This window comes from Methylobacterium sp. 17Sr1-1, assembly GCF_003173775.1.
In the GTDB taxonomy this organism is placed as follows: Bacteria; Pseudomonadota; Alphaproteobacteria; order Rhizobiales; family Beijerinckiaceae; genus Methylobacterium.
The window spans coordinates 5,021,708-5,039,316 of sequence record NZ_CP029552.1 but is presented as its reverse complement, the minus strand read 5'-3'; the positions used below and the strand labels follow the sequence as shown (position 1 = coordinate 5,039,316).

The window sequence follows — 17,609 nt, the reverse complement described above, 5'->3', positions numbered from 1 at the left end:
CAGGGTGCATGCGATCGGCACGACCCTCGGCGCCGGGACGGGCTGGCCGCCGGACGGCCGTGCCGGCGCCGGTTTCCGCCAGTTCCCCCACAGAACAGGTCGGTCGCGACGACACACGGCACGCAATCACGACGCAATCCCGCATCGCTAATCCGGCGTCGCGGCCGCAGAGCCGGACAAACGACAATCAAGCGGGATATTCGACCATGACATCGACATCGACGGGGTCGCGTTTCGGCGGCCTGCTGCTGCGCGGCCTGCTCACCGCCATCTTCGTGACCGCCGCCGGCATGAAATTCGCCGCCGTGCCGTTCGAGGTCGCGGGCTTCGCGCGCTTCGGCTACCCGCTGTGGTTCATGTACATGGTGGGGGCGGCGCAGCTGCTCGGCGCCGCCCTGCTGTGGTGCCGCGGCACCGTGGCGTACGGCGCGCTCCTGCTCGCCGCCGTGATGGTCGGCGCGGCCTTCAGCCACCTGCGCGCCGGCGACCCGGTGGCGATGGCCCTGCCCGCCCTGGTGCTCCTCGGGCTGCTCGCCGGCCTCGCCGTCGCGCGCCGGGGCGAGCTGGTCCCCTCCGGCCTCCAGGTCGCTTCGCGGGTCTGAGACGATTTCCGGACGATCAGTTCGGAAGTCGTATCACCAGCCCGCGCGGCGCGTGAGCGAGGCCGATTTCCGCATCGCGACAGCGATTGCGCAGCAATCGCCGAGCGATCAATCGCAAATCGTATGATCTCTACTCCGCGGCGAACAGGCCGGCGGGCTCCTCCGCGCCGCCCTTCGGGTTGCCCGGAGCGGTCTCGCAGCCCAGAGCCGGAAGGGCGACGACGCGGTTGCCGCGGAAATCGGTGCGGCAGACCGCGGCGCCGCGGCTCTCGACATAGGCGAGCAACCGCCGCGCCCTGCCCGGCGAGCGCGAGCCGATGGCGCGGGCGAGGGCGTCGTCGGAGGGGCACGGCGCACCGGCGCGGGCGGCCCGCGCCAGCAGCAGGAACAGGCCCTGCACCTCCTCGGGCAGGCCGGCGCAGGCCGCCATCACCGCATCGGCCTCGTCGCCCTCCGCCGCCTCGCCCTCGACGCCGGCCCGCGCGATGGCGAGCCGCCGGCGGAAGCGGCCGAGATCGAGGGGCTCGCCCGGCAGCCGGCGCATCCGGCAGCGCACGAGGAAATCCTGGTAGAGCACCGCAATCGGGTGGTGCGCCGCGTCCGGATCGGCGGCGATCTCGCGCAGGATGTCCGACAGGGCGGCGTCCCGCTCCGCCTCGCTCATGCTCGGGCCGGCCTCGACCGGCTCGGGCGGGCGGTACTGGGCGAGCTGCTGCAGCAGGTCCGCCGGGCTCGCCCGCGGGGTCGGTACCGGGCGGGGGGCGGGCGTCCAGACCGGCTCGTTCCCGGACGGCGTCAGGATCAGCTCGCGAAGATCGTCGCCGGCGGCCGGGCTCGGCAGCGGCACGAGCTTGGGGCTCGACGAGCGGGCCGAGGTCGCGACCGGCCCGATGGCGATCGGCAGCGGGCGCTTCGACAGGGCGGGCCCGAGGGCGATGAAGTGGCCGCGCTCGAGATCGCGAAAGCTCTCGGCCTGGCGCCGCTCGAGGCCGAGCAGGTCGGCGGCCCGGGCCATGTCGATGTCGAGGAAGGTGCGGCCCATCAGGAAGTTCGACGCTTCCGCGGCGACGTTCTTGGCGAGCTTGGCGAGGCGCTGCGTCGCGATGATGCCGGCGAGGCCGCGCTTGCGGCCGCGGCACATCAGGTTAGTCATCGCGCCCAGCGACGCCTTGCGGGCCTCGTCCGAGACCTCGCCGGCGGCGGCCGGCGCGAAGAGCTGCGCCTCGTCGACCACCACCAGCACCGGGTACCAATGGTCGCGCTCGGCCTCGAACAGGCCGCCCAAGAAGGCCGCGGCGGCGCGCATCTGCGCCTCGACGTCGAGGCTCTCCAGCGTCAGCACCACCGAGACGCGGTGCGCCCGCACCCGGGCGGCGATGCGCTGCAGGTCGGCCTCGCCGTGATCGCCCTCGACGACCACGTGGCCGTGGGCTTGGCTGAGGGTGACGAAATCGCCCTCAGGGTCGATCACCACCTGCTGCACGTGCGGCGCGCTCTGCTCCAGCAGGCGGCGCAGGAGGTGCGACTTGCCCGAGCCGGAATTGCCCTGGACCAGGAGGCGCGTCGCCAGCAATTCCTCCAGGTCGAGGGCGGCCGGCCGGCCGCCCGCCACCCCCATCTCGACGCTGATCGTCATCTCGGCTCCCTGCGATGGCCCGACTCGTAACACGGCGGGGGCGGCCCCGATCCGCGACACGAGTCGGGGTCCACAGGGAGTTGGCGTCAGCCGAAGGTCAGCGCCCGCGAGCCCTCCCCCATCCGCTCCAGCATCCGCTGGCGCCACGCCTCGACCGGATCGTCGGGTTCGAGGAGCGCGAGGTCGCCGACGCCGCGCGCCCACAGGAACGCACCCATCACCACGTGATCGGCGTAGAGCGGGCTCTCGCCGCCGAGGAACGGCTGGTGGCGCAACACCGCGCGCACCGGCGCGAGGGTCTTTCGCAACACGGCGAGCTGCGCCTCCGGATCGGGGCAGACCGCCTCCAGGGGTTTGCCGAACCGGGCCTCGCGGCTCTTGCGGAAATAGGCCTGGTCCTCCTCGGCGAGGTGGCGGTGGATGTCGAGGAGGAGGAGCGGCACCAGGGCGAGGTGCAGCACCCCGTCGGTCCAGGCGACGTGGAAGCGGGTCAGCGCCAGCCCCGCCGCGCCGCCGAACAGCGACGGCCGGTCCGGATAGGCCGATTCGAGATGCGCGGCGATGACGGAGGACTCGACGATCGGCCGCCCGCCCTCGACGAGCACCGGCACCTTGTCCGTCCCCGCGAAGGCGAGCGCGTCGCGCTCGGTGAAGCGCCACGGCCGGCCCTCGAAGGCGAGGCCCTTGTGCTCCAGGGCGAGGCGGATGCGCCAGCAGAACGGGCTGAAGCGCCGGTCCGGATCGGCGGCGGCGAGTTCGTAGAGCACGCGGGACACAGGGCGGTTCCTCCGGCGGGCGCCCGGGTCGAGCCGGGCGGTCTGGCGGGGCGGATCATGGCGGGGGAAGGCTGAGGGGGCAACGCGGCGCCGGCCTCATCCCTGCCGCTCCGGCGACTTCGGGGGAAAATCGGCCGTATCGCCGCGGCACTCTACAAACTCGATCGGCATTCGGGTAAGCCGCGCCGGACCGAGCACGGGCCGCCACGGTCCGACGAGGGCGCCGTCCAGTGCCGAAAAGCCGCGAGAAGCCGACCGCCATGATCCCGAAGACCCCTCTGCGCGCCGCTGCCCTCCTCGCCGCCCTGCTCGCCGGGGTCTCGGGGGCCAGCGCCGATGCCACGCTCGACCGCATCAAGGCTAAAGCCAAGTTCACCGTCGGGGTGATCCTGTCGGGCGCGCCGTTCGGCTCCATCGACCCGAAGACCCAGGAGCAGAAGGGCTTCAACATCGACCTCGCCCGGGCGCTGGCCGAGAAGCTGGGCGTGGCGCTCGAGACCGTCACGGTGACGCCGCCGAACCGGGTGCAGTTCCTGCAGCAGGGCAAGGTCGACGCGCTGCTCGCCAACATGCAGGTCACCGAGGACCGGGCGAAGATCATGGACTACCCGCCCACCGTGTTCGACCGGGCCGGCGGCGCCGCGATCGGCCGCAAGGACAGCGGCATCAAGGACTGGACCGACCTGAAGGGCAAGCCGGTCTGCGTCTCGCAGGGCTCGAACTTCACTCAGCCCTTGATCGAGCAGTACGGCGCGGTGGTGAAGGGCCTGCCGAGCCAGCCGGAATCGCTCCTGGCGCTCAAGGGCGGCACCTGCGTGATCGCGGTCCATACCGGCGCGACGCTGGGCCTGATGCTCGAGGACCGGGCCGACGAGTGGAAGGATTACGGCATCCTGATCCCCACGGAGATCGTGCCGGCCGATTCGGTGGTGTGGATCCGCAAGGGCGAGAAGGACACCTCCGCCGCCCTCGACAAGGCCCTGCGCGAGCTGATCGCGTCCGGCAAGCTCCTGGAGATCGCCAAGGCCAACCGGCTCACCAACACGGCCTTCATCGAGGAGCAGCAGAAGCGGCTCGCGGCGGGGAAGTGAGATCGATAGTCCGGACTACCCGCAACTCTCGATTAGTTCAACCCTATCCATCTCGCACCTCAGGATGAGGTCGTGGGTGGGATAGCCTGAGCGTGCACGCGAAGCGGTTCTGAGCGAAGGCGACGACACGATGCAGGACGCGGTCCGGGGCTTCATCGCCCTGGCGGCCCAGATCGGGCTCAACTTCGACTTCCTGACGAGCCCGTTCGAGGTGCGGATGTGGCTCGACGGGATGGCGACGACGCTCGTCCTCGTCGCCCTCACCATCCCGCTCAGCCTCGCGGGCGGCGTCGTGCTGGCGGCGGCGCTGACCTCGGACCGGCCCTGGCTCGCCGGGCCGGCGCGGGCCTACGTGGAGCTCACCCGCAACACGCCGACGCTGGTCCAGCTGATGTTCACGGTGCTCGTGGTCAACATGCTGATCTCGCAGGCCCTCGGAGGGGCGCAGAACAACCCGCTCGGGGCGTATTTCTGGCTCGTCGCGGTGGTGAGCCTGCACGTGGCGGCGTTGCACGCCGAGGCCCTGCGCGGCGGCATCGAGGCGGTGCCCTCGACCACGATCGAGGCGGCCAAGGGTCTCGGCTTCTCGCGCCTGGAGGTGCTGCGGGCGGTGGAGCTGCCGCTGGCGCTGCGCACGGCTCTGCCGGCCATCGTCAACAACCTCGTCAACCTCGTGAAGCTGACGACGATCGGCTACGCCGTCGCGGTCAACGAGATCACCTACGCCTCGCTGATGATCTGGACCCAGCGCGACAACGTCGTCGAACTCATGATCGTGCTCCTGGTGTTCTTCAGCGCCATCAACCTCGCGGTGGCGCGGATCGGCGCGTTGGTCGAGCGGCGTTTGGCCCTGCCGGGATTCGGGCAGTGACGGCGGGCGCCCTCCCCGCGCGGCCCTCGGTCGCGCCGCTCGTGCTCGCCGGCCTCGTCGGCGCCGCGGTCGCGCTCTGGCTCGTCCTCGACCCGTCGCTGGCGCGGCTCCTCCTCGAATGGCTGCCCTACCTCGCCCGCGGCTTTTCGATGAACATCCTCATCAGCGTGCTCGCCATGGCGCTCGGCACCCTCGCCGGCATCACCCTCGGGGCGATGGAGCTCGCCCAGATGCGGCTCGTGCGGGCCCCGGCCGTCGCCTACGTGCAGGTCTTCCGCAACGCGCCGCACCTCGTGCTGATCTTCGCCACCACCTACATCTTCCCGTTCGAGATCGTCGCCTTCGGCCACTACATCCCGTTCCCCGACTGGGTGAAGGCGGTGATCGGGCTCGCGATCCCGGCGAGCGCCCACACCGCCGAGATCACCCGCGGCGCGCTGCAATCGATCCCGACGCCGCAATGGGACGCCGCCAAGGGGCTCGGCTTCTCGCGGATCGAGGCCCTGCGCTTCATCATCCTGCCGCAGTGCCTGCGCCGGGCGCTGCCGCCGTGGATGAACCTCTACGCGTCGATCTGCATGGGCACGGCGCTCGCCTCCCTCGTCGGCGTGCACGAGCTGCTCCACGCCGCGACCGACGCCAGCACGGCGGTGAGCCGCACCGACTTCACGGTGCTCACCTACGTGACGGTGCTCTTCGCCTTCTTCCTGTTCTGCTACCCGGTCTCGCGCCTCACGCAGCGGCTCGAGCGGCGCCTCGCCCGATGAGGTCGGACATCATGACCGCAGCCTCCACTCCCCTCGTCGCCCTCGAGGACGTACATCTGAGCTTCGGGCAGAACGAGGTGCTGAAGGGCATCGACATGCGTGTCGCCCGCGGCGAGGCGGTGTCGATCATCGGCCCGTCGGGCTCGGGCAAGTCGACGATCCTGCGCTGCATCAACGCGCTGCTTGCGCCGAGCGCGGGGCGGATCACCGTCAACGGCGTGAGGGTCGACGCCCTGCGGACGGAAGCCGAGCGCATCGCGTTGCGCAAGCGCATCGGCATCGTGTTCCAGCAATACAACCTGTTCCCGCACCTCACGGTGCTCGACAACATCACCATCGCGCCGGTCCGCATCCTCAAGGAGAAGCGGGCGGAGGCCGAGCGCCACGCCCGCGAATTGCTCGACCGGGTGCGGCTGGCCGACAAGGCCGCGGCCTATCCGGGCCAGCTCTCGGGCGGGCAGCAGCAGCGGGTCGCCATCGCCCGGGCGCTCGCCATGCGGCCGGACCTGGTGCTGTTCGACGAGGTGACCTCGGCCCTCGATCCCGAGACGGTGGGCGAGGTGCTGGCGGTGATCCGCGGGCTGGTGCGCGAGGGCATGACCAGCCTCCTCGTCACCCACGAGATGCGCTTCGCCGAGGAGATCAGCGACCGGATCGTCTTCACCGAGAACGGCCGCATCGTCGAGGACGGACCGCCCGACCAGATCTTCCACCGCTCGCAGAACCCGCGCATCCGGCAATTCGTGCGCGGCCTCGGCGCCCGCGAGGCGGTGCAGCCCGGCGAAGGGATCTGATTCGATGACGACCTCGCTCACCCACCGTTTCGCTGCGGCGATCGTCGCGTCCGCCCCCTCCGACGCGGCGGTGGACGCGGCGCGGCTCGCGATCCTCGATCTCCTCGCCTGCACGCTGGGCGGCGCCGACGACCGCTCGACCGGGATCCTGGCCGGGACGTTGGGCGCCAACACCGGCCCCTCGGTGCTGATCGGCCGGACGGAGCGTGCCGACCCGTTCACCGCCGCCCTGATCAACGGGCATGCCGGCCACGTCCTCGATTACGACGACGTGCATGCCAGCGTGCGCGGCCACCCGACGGTGGTGATCCTGCCCGCGCTGCTGGCGCTCGCCGGTACCCGCCCGGTCGCCGCCCGCGACCTGATCGGATCTTACATCGTCGGACTGGAGGCGATGGCGCGGCTCGGCCTGGCGCTCGGCTCGCGCCACTACGAGACCGGCTTCCACGCCACCGCGACCCTCGGGACCGTCGGCGCCGCAGCCGCCGTCGCACACCTGCTGCGCTTCTCCCCCGAGACCACCGTGGTGGCGCTCGGCCTCGCGGCGACCCAGTCGGCCGGCCTCAGGCTGCAATTCGGCTACGATGCCAAGCCGCTCCATGCCGGCCTTGGCGCCCGCGCCGGGCTGACGGCGGCCCTCCTCGCGGAGTCCGGCCTGTCCGGCGCGCCGGATTTCCTCGGCGGCCCGATCGGCTTCCTCGACGCCTTCGGCTTCGGCGCGACGGTGCCGGAGCGGCTGCTCGCCGGCTGGGGGGCGCCGTGGCAGATCCTGACGCCCGGCCTCACGCTCAAGGCGTTCCCGTGCTGCACGGCGGCGCATCCGGTCGCGGTCGGGGCGCTCGCTTTGCGCGACGCCGATGGCCTGCGCCCGGAGGCGGTCGAGGCCGTCACGCTCACCTTCCCGCCCGGGGGCGATGCGGCACTCGTCGTCTCGCGCCCCGGCACGGGCATCGAGGCGCGGTTCAGCCCGGAATACATCTTCGCCGCCGCTCTCACCGACGGCGCCCTCGGCATCGGCCATTTCGACGAGCGGCCGGTGCGGCCGGACCTCGCCGGGCTCGCCGCCCGCGTGTCGCGCCGCCACGACGACACCGCGCCGCGCCTGTCCTCCGACCCGGCGACGCGGTTCGTCGTCCTCGACGTCACCCTGACGGACGGCCGCACCGTGAGCCGGCGGATCGAGGGCCTGCCCGGCCTGAGCGACGCCGGCCCGAAATTCCGCGACGCGACCGGGGACGCGGAGAGCTTCGCCGAGATCCCGGATCTCGTCGCCCGGATGAGCGACGCGGACGATCTCGCCCGCCTCCTCGCCCTCCTCGGCCAGAGCCGTTCCTGACCTTTCGAAAGGCGCCACGATGACCGCCCCCCGCCGCATCCATCTCGGGCTCTTCCTCCAGGGCGCCGGCCACCACGTCTCCGGCTGGCGCCACGCCGACGCCGAATCGGGCAGCGAGAATTTCGACCTGCTGCGCCGGGTGGTGCGGACAGCCGAGGCCGCGAAGTTCGACATGGTGTTCCTCGCCGACGGCCTGACCAGCGGCGTCGACGCCCACCCGTCGATGATCGCCCGGTTCGAGCCCCTGACCCTGCTCGGCGCGCTTGCCATGGTGACCGAGCGGATCGGCCTCGCGGCCACCGCCTCGACCACCTACGGCGAGCCCTACCACCTCGCCCGCGCCTTCGCGTCGGTCGATCACCTGAGCCACGGCCGCGCGGCCTGGAACATCGTGACGACCTCCTACGCGCGGACCGCCAACAACTTCTCGAAGAGTCACCCCGAGCACGACGCCCGCTACGCCATCGCGGAGGAATTCGTCGACGTGGTGCGCGGCCTGTGGGACAGCTGGGCCGACGACGCCTTCCCGAAGGACAAGGAGCGCGGCGTCTACGCCGACCCGGCCAAGGTGCGGATGCTCGACCACGCGGGCACATACTATTCCGTGAAGGGCCCGCTCAACATCCCGCGCTCGCCGCAAGGCCACCCGGTGCTGATCCAGGCCGGCTCCTCGGGGCCGGGCCAGGACTTGGCAGCCCGCGCCGCCGACATCGTGTTCACCGCCCAGGCGAGCCTGCCCGAGGCGCAAGCGTTCTACCGCAGCCTGAAGGCCCGCGTCGCCGGCTTCGGCCGCGATCCGAACTCCGTCGCGGTGATGCCGGGCTTCCTGCCGGTGGTCGGCCGCAGCCTCAAGGAGGCGAGCGAGAAGCTGAGCGAGCTCGACCGCTGGACCCCGATCGCGAGCGCGATGCCGCTCCTCGAGGAGCGGATCGGCCACTCGCTCGCCGCTTACGACCTCGACGGGCCGCTGCCCGACCTGCCGCTCTCCGACCAGCTGAGGAGCCGCGCCGAGCTCCTGACCGAGCTCGCCCGCCGCGAGGGCCTGACGATCCGCCAGCTGGCGCTCCGGGTCGCCGCGGGGCGCGGCCACCACATCGTGCTCGGCACCGCCACCGACATCGCCGACCGGATGCAGGAATGGTTCGAGGGGGAGGCGGCCGACGGCTTCAACGTGATGCCGCCCTTCTTCCCGGGCGGCCTCGACGAGTTCGTGGCCGAGGTGGTGCCGATCCTGCAGGAGCGCGGCCTGTTCCGCACCGAGTACGAGGGAACGACCCTGCGCGACCATCTGGGCATCGCGCGGCCGGCCTGGCCGGGGGTGTGATACAAGTATCCGCCTGATCCGGTCATCCAAAGATTGAGCGCGTCTCCCCTCTCCAGGCGATACCGGGCTTGCCAGAGATCCTTGCCCGGTATCGCTGCAAGGTGTGGGAGAGGGGCCGTGGGGATCGAAGATCCCGCGTGAGGGTGGCTCAGGTACAGAATAAAGCTCTGACCGTTGAGCGGCGCAGCTCAACGGGTTGTGTCTTCTTCTGACCCGTCTCCATCCTCACCCCTACCCCTCTCCCACACCTTGCAGCGATACCGGGCAAGGATCTCTGGCAAGCCCGGTATCGCCTGGAGAGGGGATCCCGATCTCTACCTGCTTCGGAATAGATCAAACGGAGAAGGTATCATTCCACGCGCGAGAGCCACGCCGGGCGGACGACGAAGCGCCGCCTCACCGCGCTCCCGACACCTCCTCCGACAATCCCGGCGCCGGCCTGACCGCGAAGGTCCACACCCGGTGGCCGAGGAAGTTCCAGAACACCACCACCCCGGTCGCCAGCCCCTGCGCGGCGAGGTAGGGCAGGCCCAGGCCCCGGGTGAGCCCGGCCATGATCAGCCAGGTCAGCCCGAAGCCGATCACCGCCACGATGCCGAAGCGCCAGGTCGCCTCGGCATGAGGCCGCGCGCTGGCATAGGTCAGGCGGCGGTTGAGCCCGTAGGAGACCACGGCACCGGCGAGGTAGCCGGCGAGCGCGGCCGGCACCGGCTCGGCGCGGCCGGTCTCGACCAGGGCGGCGAGCAGGGCGTAGTGGACGGCGAGCGCCGCGAGGCTCACCCCGACATACGCCAAAAATTGCTTCGCCAGGGCCGCCAGCGCGGCGGTCGCCCACGGATTCGCTCTCGGTTCGCTCGCCACGACGCCACTCGACCACGCACCGGATTCGTCGGGACGGTCGGTGCCGCCCCGCTTCCACGTCTAGCGCCCGGCACTGAACCGAAGATGACCCGAAAGCGGCGAACTCCGTTCATCCTTGCAGGCGAGCCGCCACCTTTCGGCTGAGCCAGCGCGGCATCAGCCGGGCTCCGATCACCGCCGCCCGGTTCGCCGCCCCCGGGATCACCACCGCCCGCCCGGCGAGGTGGCCGGCGACCGCCGCCTCGGCCACCGCCGCCGGCGCCATCACGTTGCCGGTGAAGCGCTTGGTGCCGCCGATATCGGCCCTCTCCGAAAACTCCGTCGCGGTGGCGCCGGGACAGACCGCCGTGACGGTCACCCCGAACGGCCGCGCCTCCTCGTAGAGGGCTTCCGACAAGGACAGGAGGTAGGCCTTGCTGGCGTAGTACGCCGCCATGTTGGGCCCGGGCAGGTAGGCGACCACCGAGGCCACGTTGAGGATGCCGCCGGTGCGCCGGGCGATCAGGCCGGGCAGCACCAGGCGGCTGAGGATGGTCGGCGCCGTGACGTTCACCGCCACCATCTCGGCCTGGTCCCGCACCGGCAGCTCGCTGAGGCGGCCGCGCAGGCCGAAGCCGGCATTGTTGACGAGGGTGTGCAGGGCGATGCCCCGCGCTTCGACCCCGGCGACCAACGCCTCGGCGGCGCCGGGAACGGCGAGATCCGCCGTGATTGCCACCGCCGGCACGGGCAGTTCCGCCATCAGCGCCTCCAGTCGCTCCCCCCGCCGGGCGCTCAGCACCAGCGGGCGCCCGCGGGCCGCGAAAGCCCGGGCGATCTCGACGCCGATTCCGCTCGACGCGCCGGTGACCAGCGTCCAGCGCGCATCTCCCCCAGTGTTCACGTCGTCGGCCACGCCCTTCCCCTGATCTGCACGCCTATGCTAAGGGCGCCCAACGCAATCCCCGCCGCTCCCGCACGTTCCGCTCCCGCCTCGACGCCCGCCAGGGCCTCGAGGACGCCGGATCCGAGGAACGAGGCAGCGCGCGCCGCACGAGTCTGAAGCGTCCGATGCCCAAGCGCACCGATCTCTCCTCCATCCTCATCATCGGCGCGGGCCCGATCGTCATCGGGCAGGCATGCGAGTTCGATTATTCCGGCACGCAGGCCTGCAAGGCCCTGCGCGAGGAAGGCTACCGGATCATCCTGGTCAACTCGAATCCGGCGACGATCATGACCGATCCGGATCTCGCCGACGCCACCTATGTCGAGCCGATCACCCCGGAGATCGTCGCCCGCATCATCGAGAAGGAGCGGCCCGACGCCCTCCTGCCGACCATGGGCGGCCAGACCGCGCTGAACTGCGCCCTCTCGCTCAAGCGGATGGGCGTCTTGGAAAAGTTCGGCGTGCAGATGATCGGCGCCACCGCCGAGGCGATCGACAAGGCGGAGGACCGCAGCCTCTTCCGCGATGCGATGACCAAGATCGGGCTCGAGACCCCGAAATCGGCGCTCGCCAACGCCTCGGCCGCCAAGAAGGCGGACCGGGAGAAGTACCTCGCCGAGGTGGCCCGGATCGAGGCCGCCGAGAGCGACCCGCAAGCCCGCAAGACCGCCCTCGCCGCCTTCGAGAAGAAGTGGGCCTCGGCCGAGAACGACCGGCGCAAGCGCTACGGCGAGCATGCCATTGGCCAGGCGCTGGTGGCGCTCGCCGAGGTCGGCCTGCCGGCGATCATCCGGCCCTCCTTCACCATGGGCGGCACCGGCGGCGGCATCGCCTACAACCGGGAGGAGTTCCTCGACATCGTCGAGCGCGGCATCGACGCCTCGCCGACCAACGAGGTCCTGATCGAGGAGTCGGTGCTCGGCTGGAAGGAGTACGAGATGGAGGTCGTCCGCGATCGTGCGGATAACTGCATCATCGTCTGCTCGATCGAGAACGTCGACCCGATGGGGGTCCATACCGGCGACTCGATCACCGTGGCGCCGGCGCTGACGCTGACCGACAAGGAGTATCAGCGCATGCGCGACGCCTCGCTCGCGGTCCTGCGCGAGATCGGCGTCGAGACCGGCGGCTCGAACGTGCAGTTCGCCGTCGACCCGGCCACCGGCCGGATGATCGTGATCGAGATGAATCCGCGCGTCTCGCGCTCCTCGGCGCTCGCCTCGAAGGCGACCGGCTTCCCGATCGCCAAGGTCGCCGCCAAGCTCGCCGTCGGCTACACCCTCGACGAGATCGCCAACGACATCACCGGCGGGGCGACCCCGGCTTCGTTCGAGCCGACGATCGACTACGTCGTCACCAAGATCCCGCGCTTCGCCTTCGAGAAGTTCCCGGGCGCCGAGCCGACTCTGACCACCGCGATGAAGTCGGTCGGCGAGGCGATGGCGATCGGCCGGACCTTTTCGGAGTCGCTCCAGAAGGCCCTGCGCTCGCTGGAGACGGGGCTCACCGGCCTCGACGACATCGAGATCGAGGGGCTGGGCAAGGGCGACGACCGCAACGCCATCAAGGCGGCGATCGGCACGCCGACCCCTGACCGGCTCCTCAAGGTGGCGCAGGCCCTGCGCCTCGGCGTCAGCCACGAGGAGGTCCATGCCTCCTGCAAGATCGACCCGTGGTTCCTGGAGCAGCTCCAGGGCATCATCGATCTCGAGACCAAGGTGAAGCGCTTCGGCCTGCCGAAGACCGAGGGCGCCTTCCGCCAGCTCAAGGCGGCGGGCTTCTCCGATTCGCGCCTCGCCGTGCTCGCCGGCACCGACGAGGGCGCCGTGCGCGCCGCCCGCCGGGCGCTGTCGGTGCGGCCGGTCTTCAAGCGGATCGACACGTGCGCGGCCGAGTTCAAGTCGCCGACCGCCTACATGTACTCGACCTACGTCGCCCCCTTCGCGGGCGCCGTGGCCGACGAAGCCCAGCCCTCGGACAAGAAGAAGGTCATCATCCTCGGTGGCGGCCCGAACCGGATCGGCCAGGGCATCGAGTTCGATTATTGCTGCTGCCACGCCTGCTTCGCGCTGACGGATGCGGGCTACGAGACCATCATGGTCAACTGCAACCCGGAGACGGTGTCGACCGACTACGACACCTCGGACCGGCTCTACTTCGAGCCGCTGACCGCCGAGGACGTGCTGGAGATCATCGAGACCGAGCGGCAGGCCGGCACGCTGCACGGGGTGATCGTGCAGTTCGGCGGCCAGACCCCGCTGAAGCTGGCGCGGGCGCTGGAGGAGGCCGGCGTGCCGATCCTCGGAACCTCGCCGGACGCGATCGACCTCGCCGAGGACCGCGACCGCTTCAAGCGCCTGCTCGACAAGCTGCACCTCAAGCAGCCGAAGAACGGCATCGCCTACTCGGTGGAGCAGAGCCGGCTCATCGCCGCCGATCTCGGCCTGCCCTTCGTGGTGCGCCCCTCCTACGTGCTCGGCGGGCGCGCGATGGCGATCATCCGCGACGAGACCCAGTTCGCCGACTACCTGCTCGACACCCTGCCGAGCCTGATTCCGTCGGACGTCAAGGCGCGCTACCCCAACGACAAGACCGGCCAGATCAACACGGTGCTGGGCAAGAACCCGCTCCTGTTCGACCGCTACCTGTCGGACGCGATCGAGGTCGACGTCGACGCGGTCTCCGACGGCAAGGACGTGTTCATCGCCGGCATCATGGAGCACATCGAGGAGGCGGGCATCCATTCGGGCGATTCCGCCTGCTCGCTGCCGCCGCGCTCGCTGTCGCCGGAGACCATCGCCGAGCTGGAGCGCCAGACCCGCGGGCTGGCGCTGGCGCTGGAAGTCGGCGGCCTGATGAACGTGCAATACGCGATCAAGGACGGGGTGATCTACGTCCTGGAGGTGAACCCGCGGGCCTCGCGCACCGTGCCGTTCGTCGCCAAGGTGATCGGCGAGCCGATCGCCAAGATCGCCGCCCGGGTGATGGCCGGCGAGCCCCTCGCCTCCTTCGGCCTCAAGCCCAAAACCCTGCCGCACATCGCCGTCAAGGAAGCGGTCTTCCCCTTCGCCCGCTTCCCCGGGGTCGACGTGCTGCTCGGGCCGGAGATGCGCTCGACCGGGGAGGTGATCGGCCTCGACCGCGGCTTCGGCGTCGCCTTCGCCAAGAGCCAGCTCGGCTCGGGCACCCAGGTGCCGAAGGCCGGCACGGTCTTCGTCTCGGTGCGCGACGACGACAAGGCCCGCATCCTGCCGGCGATGAAGCTGCTCGCCGAGCTCGGCTTCACGGTGCTCGCCACCACCGGCACCCAGCGCTACCTCGTCGAGAACGGCGTTCCGTGCGCCCGCATCAACAAGGTGCTGGAGGGCCGGCCGCACGTGGTCGACGCGATCAAGAACGGCGAGATCCACCTGGTGTTCAACACCACGGAAGGCGCGGGCGCGCTGTCCGACTCGCGCTCGCTGCGCCGGGCCGCCCTCTTGCATAAAGTGCCGTACTACACCACTCTCGCGGGAGCGATGGCGGCCGCAGAGGGGATCAAGGCCTATCTCGGGGGTGATCTCGAGGTTCGGGCCCTGCAGGAATATTTCGCGGCTTAAGTCGAAAGACTGCGGACGCGCCCTATCTCATCCCCTCGCGCCCGCGCGAGACAATCGGAAACAGGCCCGGTCGGGAGGCGCACCCTCTCGCCGGGCCGATTATTTGTGACGCGAGACGACGACGATGGACAAGGTTCCGATCACGGTACGGGGATTCGCGGCTCTGGAGGCGGAGCTGAAGCGCCGCCAGCAGGAGGAGCGTCCGCGGATCATCCAGGCGATCGCGGAGGCCCGCGCGCTCGGCGACCTGTCGGAGAATGCCGAGTACCACGCCGCCAAGGAGGCGCAGTCGCACAACGAGGGCCGTGTCCTGGAACTGGAGAGCCTGATCTCCCGCGCCGAGGTCATCGACGTCGCGAAGCTCTCGGGCACGAAGGTCAAGTTCGGCGCCACCGTCAAGCTGATCGACGAAGACACCGAGGAGGAGAAGACCTACCAGATCGTCGGCGAGCCCGAGGCCGACGTGCATGCCGGCCGGGTCTCGATCACCTCGCCGATCGCCCGCGCGCTGATCGGCAAGGCCGTCGGGGACACCGTCGAGGTCGTCACCCCGGGCGGCGGCAAGTCCTACGAGATCGTCGGCATCCAGTTCGGGGCGTAAGGCGCCGCCGATCGGCCTTTCGGGCCGAAGCGTTGCCGTTCCGGTGGCCCGAGGCTATCTCGGCTGTCACGAGGTGGCGCGATCGGGCGCCGTGGAGACGATGCCGATGCTGCGCTGGAGCAAGCCCCTGATCGCGGCCGCCCTGCTGGCGGCCGCGCTGCCTGCGAGCGCCCAGGACGCGACCCTGCCGCCGGACACGCGCTTCTCCGCCATCCGGGTCGATGTCGGCCCCCTCCTCGCCCGCGGCCTCGGCCCCTACGCCGAGAACGTCCGGGGCGAGTTGCAGGCGGCGCTCGCCAAGACCTTCGCCGACCGGGTCGGCGGCCCGGGCCCGACGCTCGTCGTGCGGGTGACCGGCGTGTCGTTCAACCCCTATGCCGGGAGCGAGACCCGCTTCGGCGGCGGCAACGCCACCAACAGCGACTACCTCGAGGGCGAGGCCCTGGTGGTCGACCGCGCCGGCACCGTGCTGCTGCGCCATCCCCAGCTCTCGGCCACCAATGCCAGCGCCGGCGGCGCCTGGTACGACCCGGCCTCGGAGAACCGGCGCGTGACCTATATCGCCGGGCATTACGCGGCGTGGCTCAAGCGGGGGTTGGGGCTGGAGTGAGGGGTGGGCCTGGCGACGTGATTCGTGAACCGCGCCTCGGCGACGAGGCGGCCGAGGAGGCCAGCGTGCCGCATTGGTTCGTCATGCTCCTGGCCGAGCACGGCTCTCCGGTGACGGCGGCGCGCAAGCACCACGGCTGCACCCAAGCCGAGCTGGCGGCGGTGCTCGGGATCTCCCAGGGTCACCTCTCCGATATTGAGCGGGGCCGCCGCACACTGACACAGGCGCAGGCGCATCAGGCCGCCAGCCACACCGGCGTCATGGCTGAATGGCTGGTCTGACGTGCGGCATGTCCTGCGCCGAACCCACATCCACTCGCCGAAAAATTCATCGGGCATCCTGTGTTCCGGGACGACCCCGGAGTTCTGGTTCGAGCGCATCGAGGCTTGAACGATGGCGACGGCCCACCTCCTGTTCGGCTTCCTGGGCTCCGGCAAGACGACCCTGGCGCGCGACCTCGAACACCGGCACCGCGCCGTGCGCTTCACCCCGGACGAGTGGATGGCGCGGCTGTTCGGCGAGAACCCACCGGCCGAGACCTTCCCGCTTCACGCCGCGGCGATCCTCGACCTGATGGAGCCGATCTGGACCCGCTGCCTGCGCCTCGGCGTCGATGTCGTGCTGGATTACGGCTTCTGGCGCCGCGCCGAGCGCGACCACGCCCGCCGCCTCGCCGAGGGATGCGGGGCCCGCGCGCTCCTCTACAGGGTCGAATGTTCGGAAGAGGAGGCGCGGCGGCGGGTGGCGGCGCGCAACGAACGGGCGGAGCGCAGTCTCTTCATCGCGCCGGAGACGTTCGACGTCTTGAAGGAGCGGCTCGAGCCCCTGCAAGCGGATGAGATCTGTCTCGCGGTCGAGACGGGCCACGTCTGATCGCGCGAGAGGTCGGAGCCGCTCCGACCCCTGCATCTCGCAGAGACGCGCGGGCGGCAGCACGCCCCCTCCCCTCTACTCCGGCTTGAGGCCCGAGCGCGCCTCGAGCTCCTGGAGCGTCCGGCGCGCCACGCTGGCGCCAGGCAGGCGGCGCTCGCGCTCGAAGCGGGCGAGCGCCGCGCGGGTGGTCGGACCGGCGATGCCGTCGACGGTGAGCGGGCCGTAGCCGAGCTTGATCAGGGCGCGCTGCGCGTAGGCGACCGCCTTGTCGGGCTTGGCACCGGGAGCCGGCGCGGTGTGGAGCGCCGAGGCCTTGACCGGCTCCGCCGCCCTCGCCTCCCGGACCGGCGCGTGGCCGGCCGGCGCAGTTTTCCCGGCGGCGTCCTTGCCGGCCACGGTCTTGACCGGCGCGACCTTGGCCGGCGCAGCCTTCGGGGCGACCGAGGCGGTGCCGTGATCCTCGTCCCGGATCAGCGCGCCGATTCCGTCCGGCTTGGACCGCGACCCCGCGTCGCCCGCGCTGCGCGGCGCCTCGGCCTTCGCCGTCGCGCCGGGCGCGGCCTCGCCGGCGGGCGCGGGGCCCGGCGGCGCCTTGGCCGGCCCCTTGGCAAAGAGGGGTGCGGGGTGGCGGCCGGTCTGGAAGCTGAGGGCGTTCGCCGCCACCGCCGCCACCGCCCCGAGGGCGAGGAGGCCGCCGACGATGCCGGCGGGATGGCGCAGGATCCGGTCGGCCCTGAGCCGCAGGCGATCGAGGGGGCCGGCAGGGCGCGGGGCGGCTCTCGGCGCACGCGGCGCGCGGGGAGCCGGCCGCGGGCGCGGGGCCGGCCGCGCCTCGGCGGTCAGCGCCACCTCGGGATCGTGTCGCCGGGCTGTCGCCTCGACGGGTTTCCGGGCCGGCGCCTCGGACATCGCCTCTCCTTCCGGCGTCGAACGATCCGGGCCG

The 17,609-nt window shown here is 71.2% G+C and carries 17 protein-coding genes; 12 read left to right on the top strand and 5 right to left on the bottom strand.

Annotated elements, in window-relative coordinates; translation table 11 throughout:
• The first annotated feature begins 206 nt into the window (after positions 1-206).
• Entirely contained in the window at positions 207-602 is a 396-nt protein-coding gene (locus tag DK412_RS22885) for a DoxX family protein (RefSeq protein ID WP_109973829.1), read from the top strand.
• 130 nt (positions 603-732) lie between these two features.
• Here DK412_RS22885 and DK412_RS22880 read toward each other — a convergent pair whose 3' ends face one another.
• Positions 733-2,238, bottom strand: coding sequence for an ATP-binding protein (locus DK412_RS22880; RefSeq protein WP_109973828.1), 1,506 nt, complete (start codon positions 2,236-2,238; stop codon positions 733-735).
• Between the two features lie 86 nt (positions 2,239-2,324).
• Positions 2,325-3,014, bottom strand: a complete 690-nt coding sequence (locus DK412_RS22875; protein WP_109973827.1) for a glutathione S-transferase N-terminal domain-containing protein — start codon at positions 3,012-3,014, stop codon at positions 2,325-2,327.
• Between the two features lie 260 nt (positions 3,015-3,274).
• On the opposite strand from DK412_RS22875, the gene DK412_RS22870 reads away from it, so the two are divergent.
• The 6 genes from DK412_RS22870 to DK412_RS22845 all read left to right on the top strand — a co-directional run bounded on the left by DK412_RS22870 (position 3,275) and on the right by DK412_RS22845 (position 9,197).
• Positions 3,275-4,105, top strand: a complete 831-nt coding sequence (locus DK412_RS22870; protein ID WP_109975438.1) for a transporter substrate-binding domain-containing protein — start codon at positions 3,275-3,277, stop codon at positions 4,103-4,105.
• A gap of 130 nt (positions 4,106-4,235) precedes the next feature.
• Complete coding sequence (locus tag DK412_RS22865) at positions 4,236-4,976, top strand: amino acid ABC transporter permease (RefSeq protein WP_109973826.1); 741 nt, start codon at positions 4,236-4,238, stop codon at positions 4,974-4,976.
• 41 nt (positions 4,977-5,017) lie between these two features.
• Positions 5,018-5,743, top strand: coding sequence for an amino acid ABC transporter permease (locus tag DK412_RS22860; RefSeq protein ID WP_245571974.1), 726 nt, complete (start codon positions 5,018-5,020; stop codon positions 5,741-5,743).
• 11 nt (positions 5,744-5,754) lie between these two features.
• Entirely contained in the window at positions 5,755-6,537 is a 783-nt protein-coding gene (locus tag DK412_RS22855) for an amino acid ABC transporter ATP-binding protein (RefSeq protein WP_109973824.1), read from the top strand.
• Between the two features lie 4 nt (positions 6,538-6,541).
• Positions 6,542-7,873 carry an MmgE/PrpD family protein gene (locus tag DK412_RS22850; RefSeq protein ID WP_109973823.1) on the top strand — a complete coding sequence of 444 codons (1,332 nt, stop codon included), beginning with the start codon at positions 6,542-6,544 and terminating at the stop codon, positions 7,871-7,873.
• A gap of 19 nt (positions 7,874-7,892) precedes the next feature.
• Positions 7,893-9,197 carry an LLM class flavin-dependent oxidoreductase gene (locus tag DK412_RS22845; protein ID WP_109973822.1) on the top strand — a complete coding sequence of 435 codons (1,305 nt, stop codon included), beginning with the start codon at positions 7,893-7,895 and terminating at the stop codon, positions 9,195-9,197.
• A gap of 396 nt (positions 9,198-9,593) precedes the next feature.
• On the opposite strand, the gene DK412_RS22840 is transcribed toward DK412_RS22845, so the two are convergent.
• Both DK412_RS22840 and DK412_RS22835 read right to left on the bottom strand, forming a co-directional pair.
• Positions 9,594-10,058, bottom strand: coding sequence for a GtrA family protein (locus DK412_RS22840; RefSeq protein WP_109973821.1), 465 nt, complete (start codon positions 10,056-10,058; stop codon positions 9,594-9,596).
• Positions 10,059-10,167: 109 nt separating this feature from the next.
• The gene (locus tag DK412_RS22835) at positions 10,168-10,953 is read right to left on the bottom strand and encodes an SDR family oxidoreductase (protein WP_245447193.1); all 786 of its coding nucleotides are present in this window, start codon (positions 10,951-10,953) and stop codon (positions 10,168-10,170) included.
• 155 nt (positions 10,954-11,108) lie between these two features.
• Here DK412_RS22835 and carB point away from each other — a divergent pair, with 155 nt between their 5' ends.
• From carB to DK412_RS22810, 5 genes are all read left to right on the top strand, one after another.
• Complete coding sequence (gene carB, locus DK412_RS22830) at positions 11,109-14,582, top strand: carbamoyl-phosphate synthase large subunit (protein ID WP_109973820.1); 3,474 nt, start codon at positions 11,109-11,111, stop codon at positions 14,580-14,582.
• Positions 14,583-14,706: 124 nt separating this feature from the next.
• A complete protein-coding gene (greA, locus tag DK412_RS22825) occupies positions 14,707-15,183 on the top strand; it encodes a transcription elongation factor GreA (RefSeq protein ID WP_109973819.1) in 477 nt (158 codons plus the stop codon).
• Between the two features lie 106 nt (positions 15,184-15,289).
• Positions 15,290-15,793 (top strand): hypothetical protein, encoded by a 504-nt coding sequence (locus DK412_RS22820; RefSeq protein ID WP_109975436.1) that lies wholly within the window; start codon positions 15,290-15,292, stop codon positions 15,791-15,793.
• A gap of 17 nt (positions 15,794-15,810) precedes the next feature.
• Positions 15,811-16,074 carry a helix-turn-helix transcriptional regulator gene (locus DK412_RS22815; RefSeq protein WP_245447191.1) on the top strand — a complete coding sequence of 88 codons (264 nt, stop codon included), beginning with the start codon at positions 15,811-15,813 and terminating at the stop codon, positions 16,072-16,074.
• Between the two features lie 112 nt (positions 16,075-16,186).
• Positions 16,187-16,666 (top strand): AAA family ATPase, encoded by a 480-nt coding sequence (locus DK412_RS22810; protein WP_109973818.1) that lies wholly within the window; start codon positions 16,187-16,189, stop codon positions 16,664-16,666.
• Between the two features lie 75 nt (positions 16,667-16,741).
• On the opposite strand, the gene DK412_RS22805 is transcribed toward DK412_RS22810, so the two are convergent.
• Positions 16,742-17,575, bottom strand: coding sequence for a peptidoglycan-binding domain-containing protein (locus DK412_RS22805; RefSeq protein WP_109973817.1), 834 nt, complete (start codon positions 17,573-17,575; stop codon positions 16,742-16,744).
• Between the last annotated feature and the right edge of the window lie 34 nt (positions 17,576-17,609).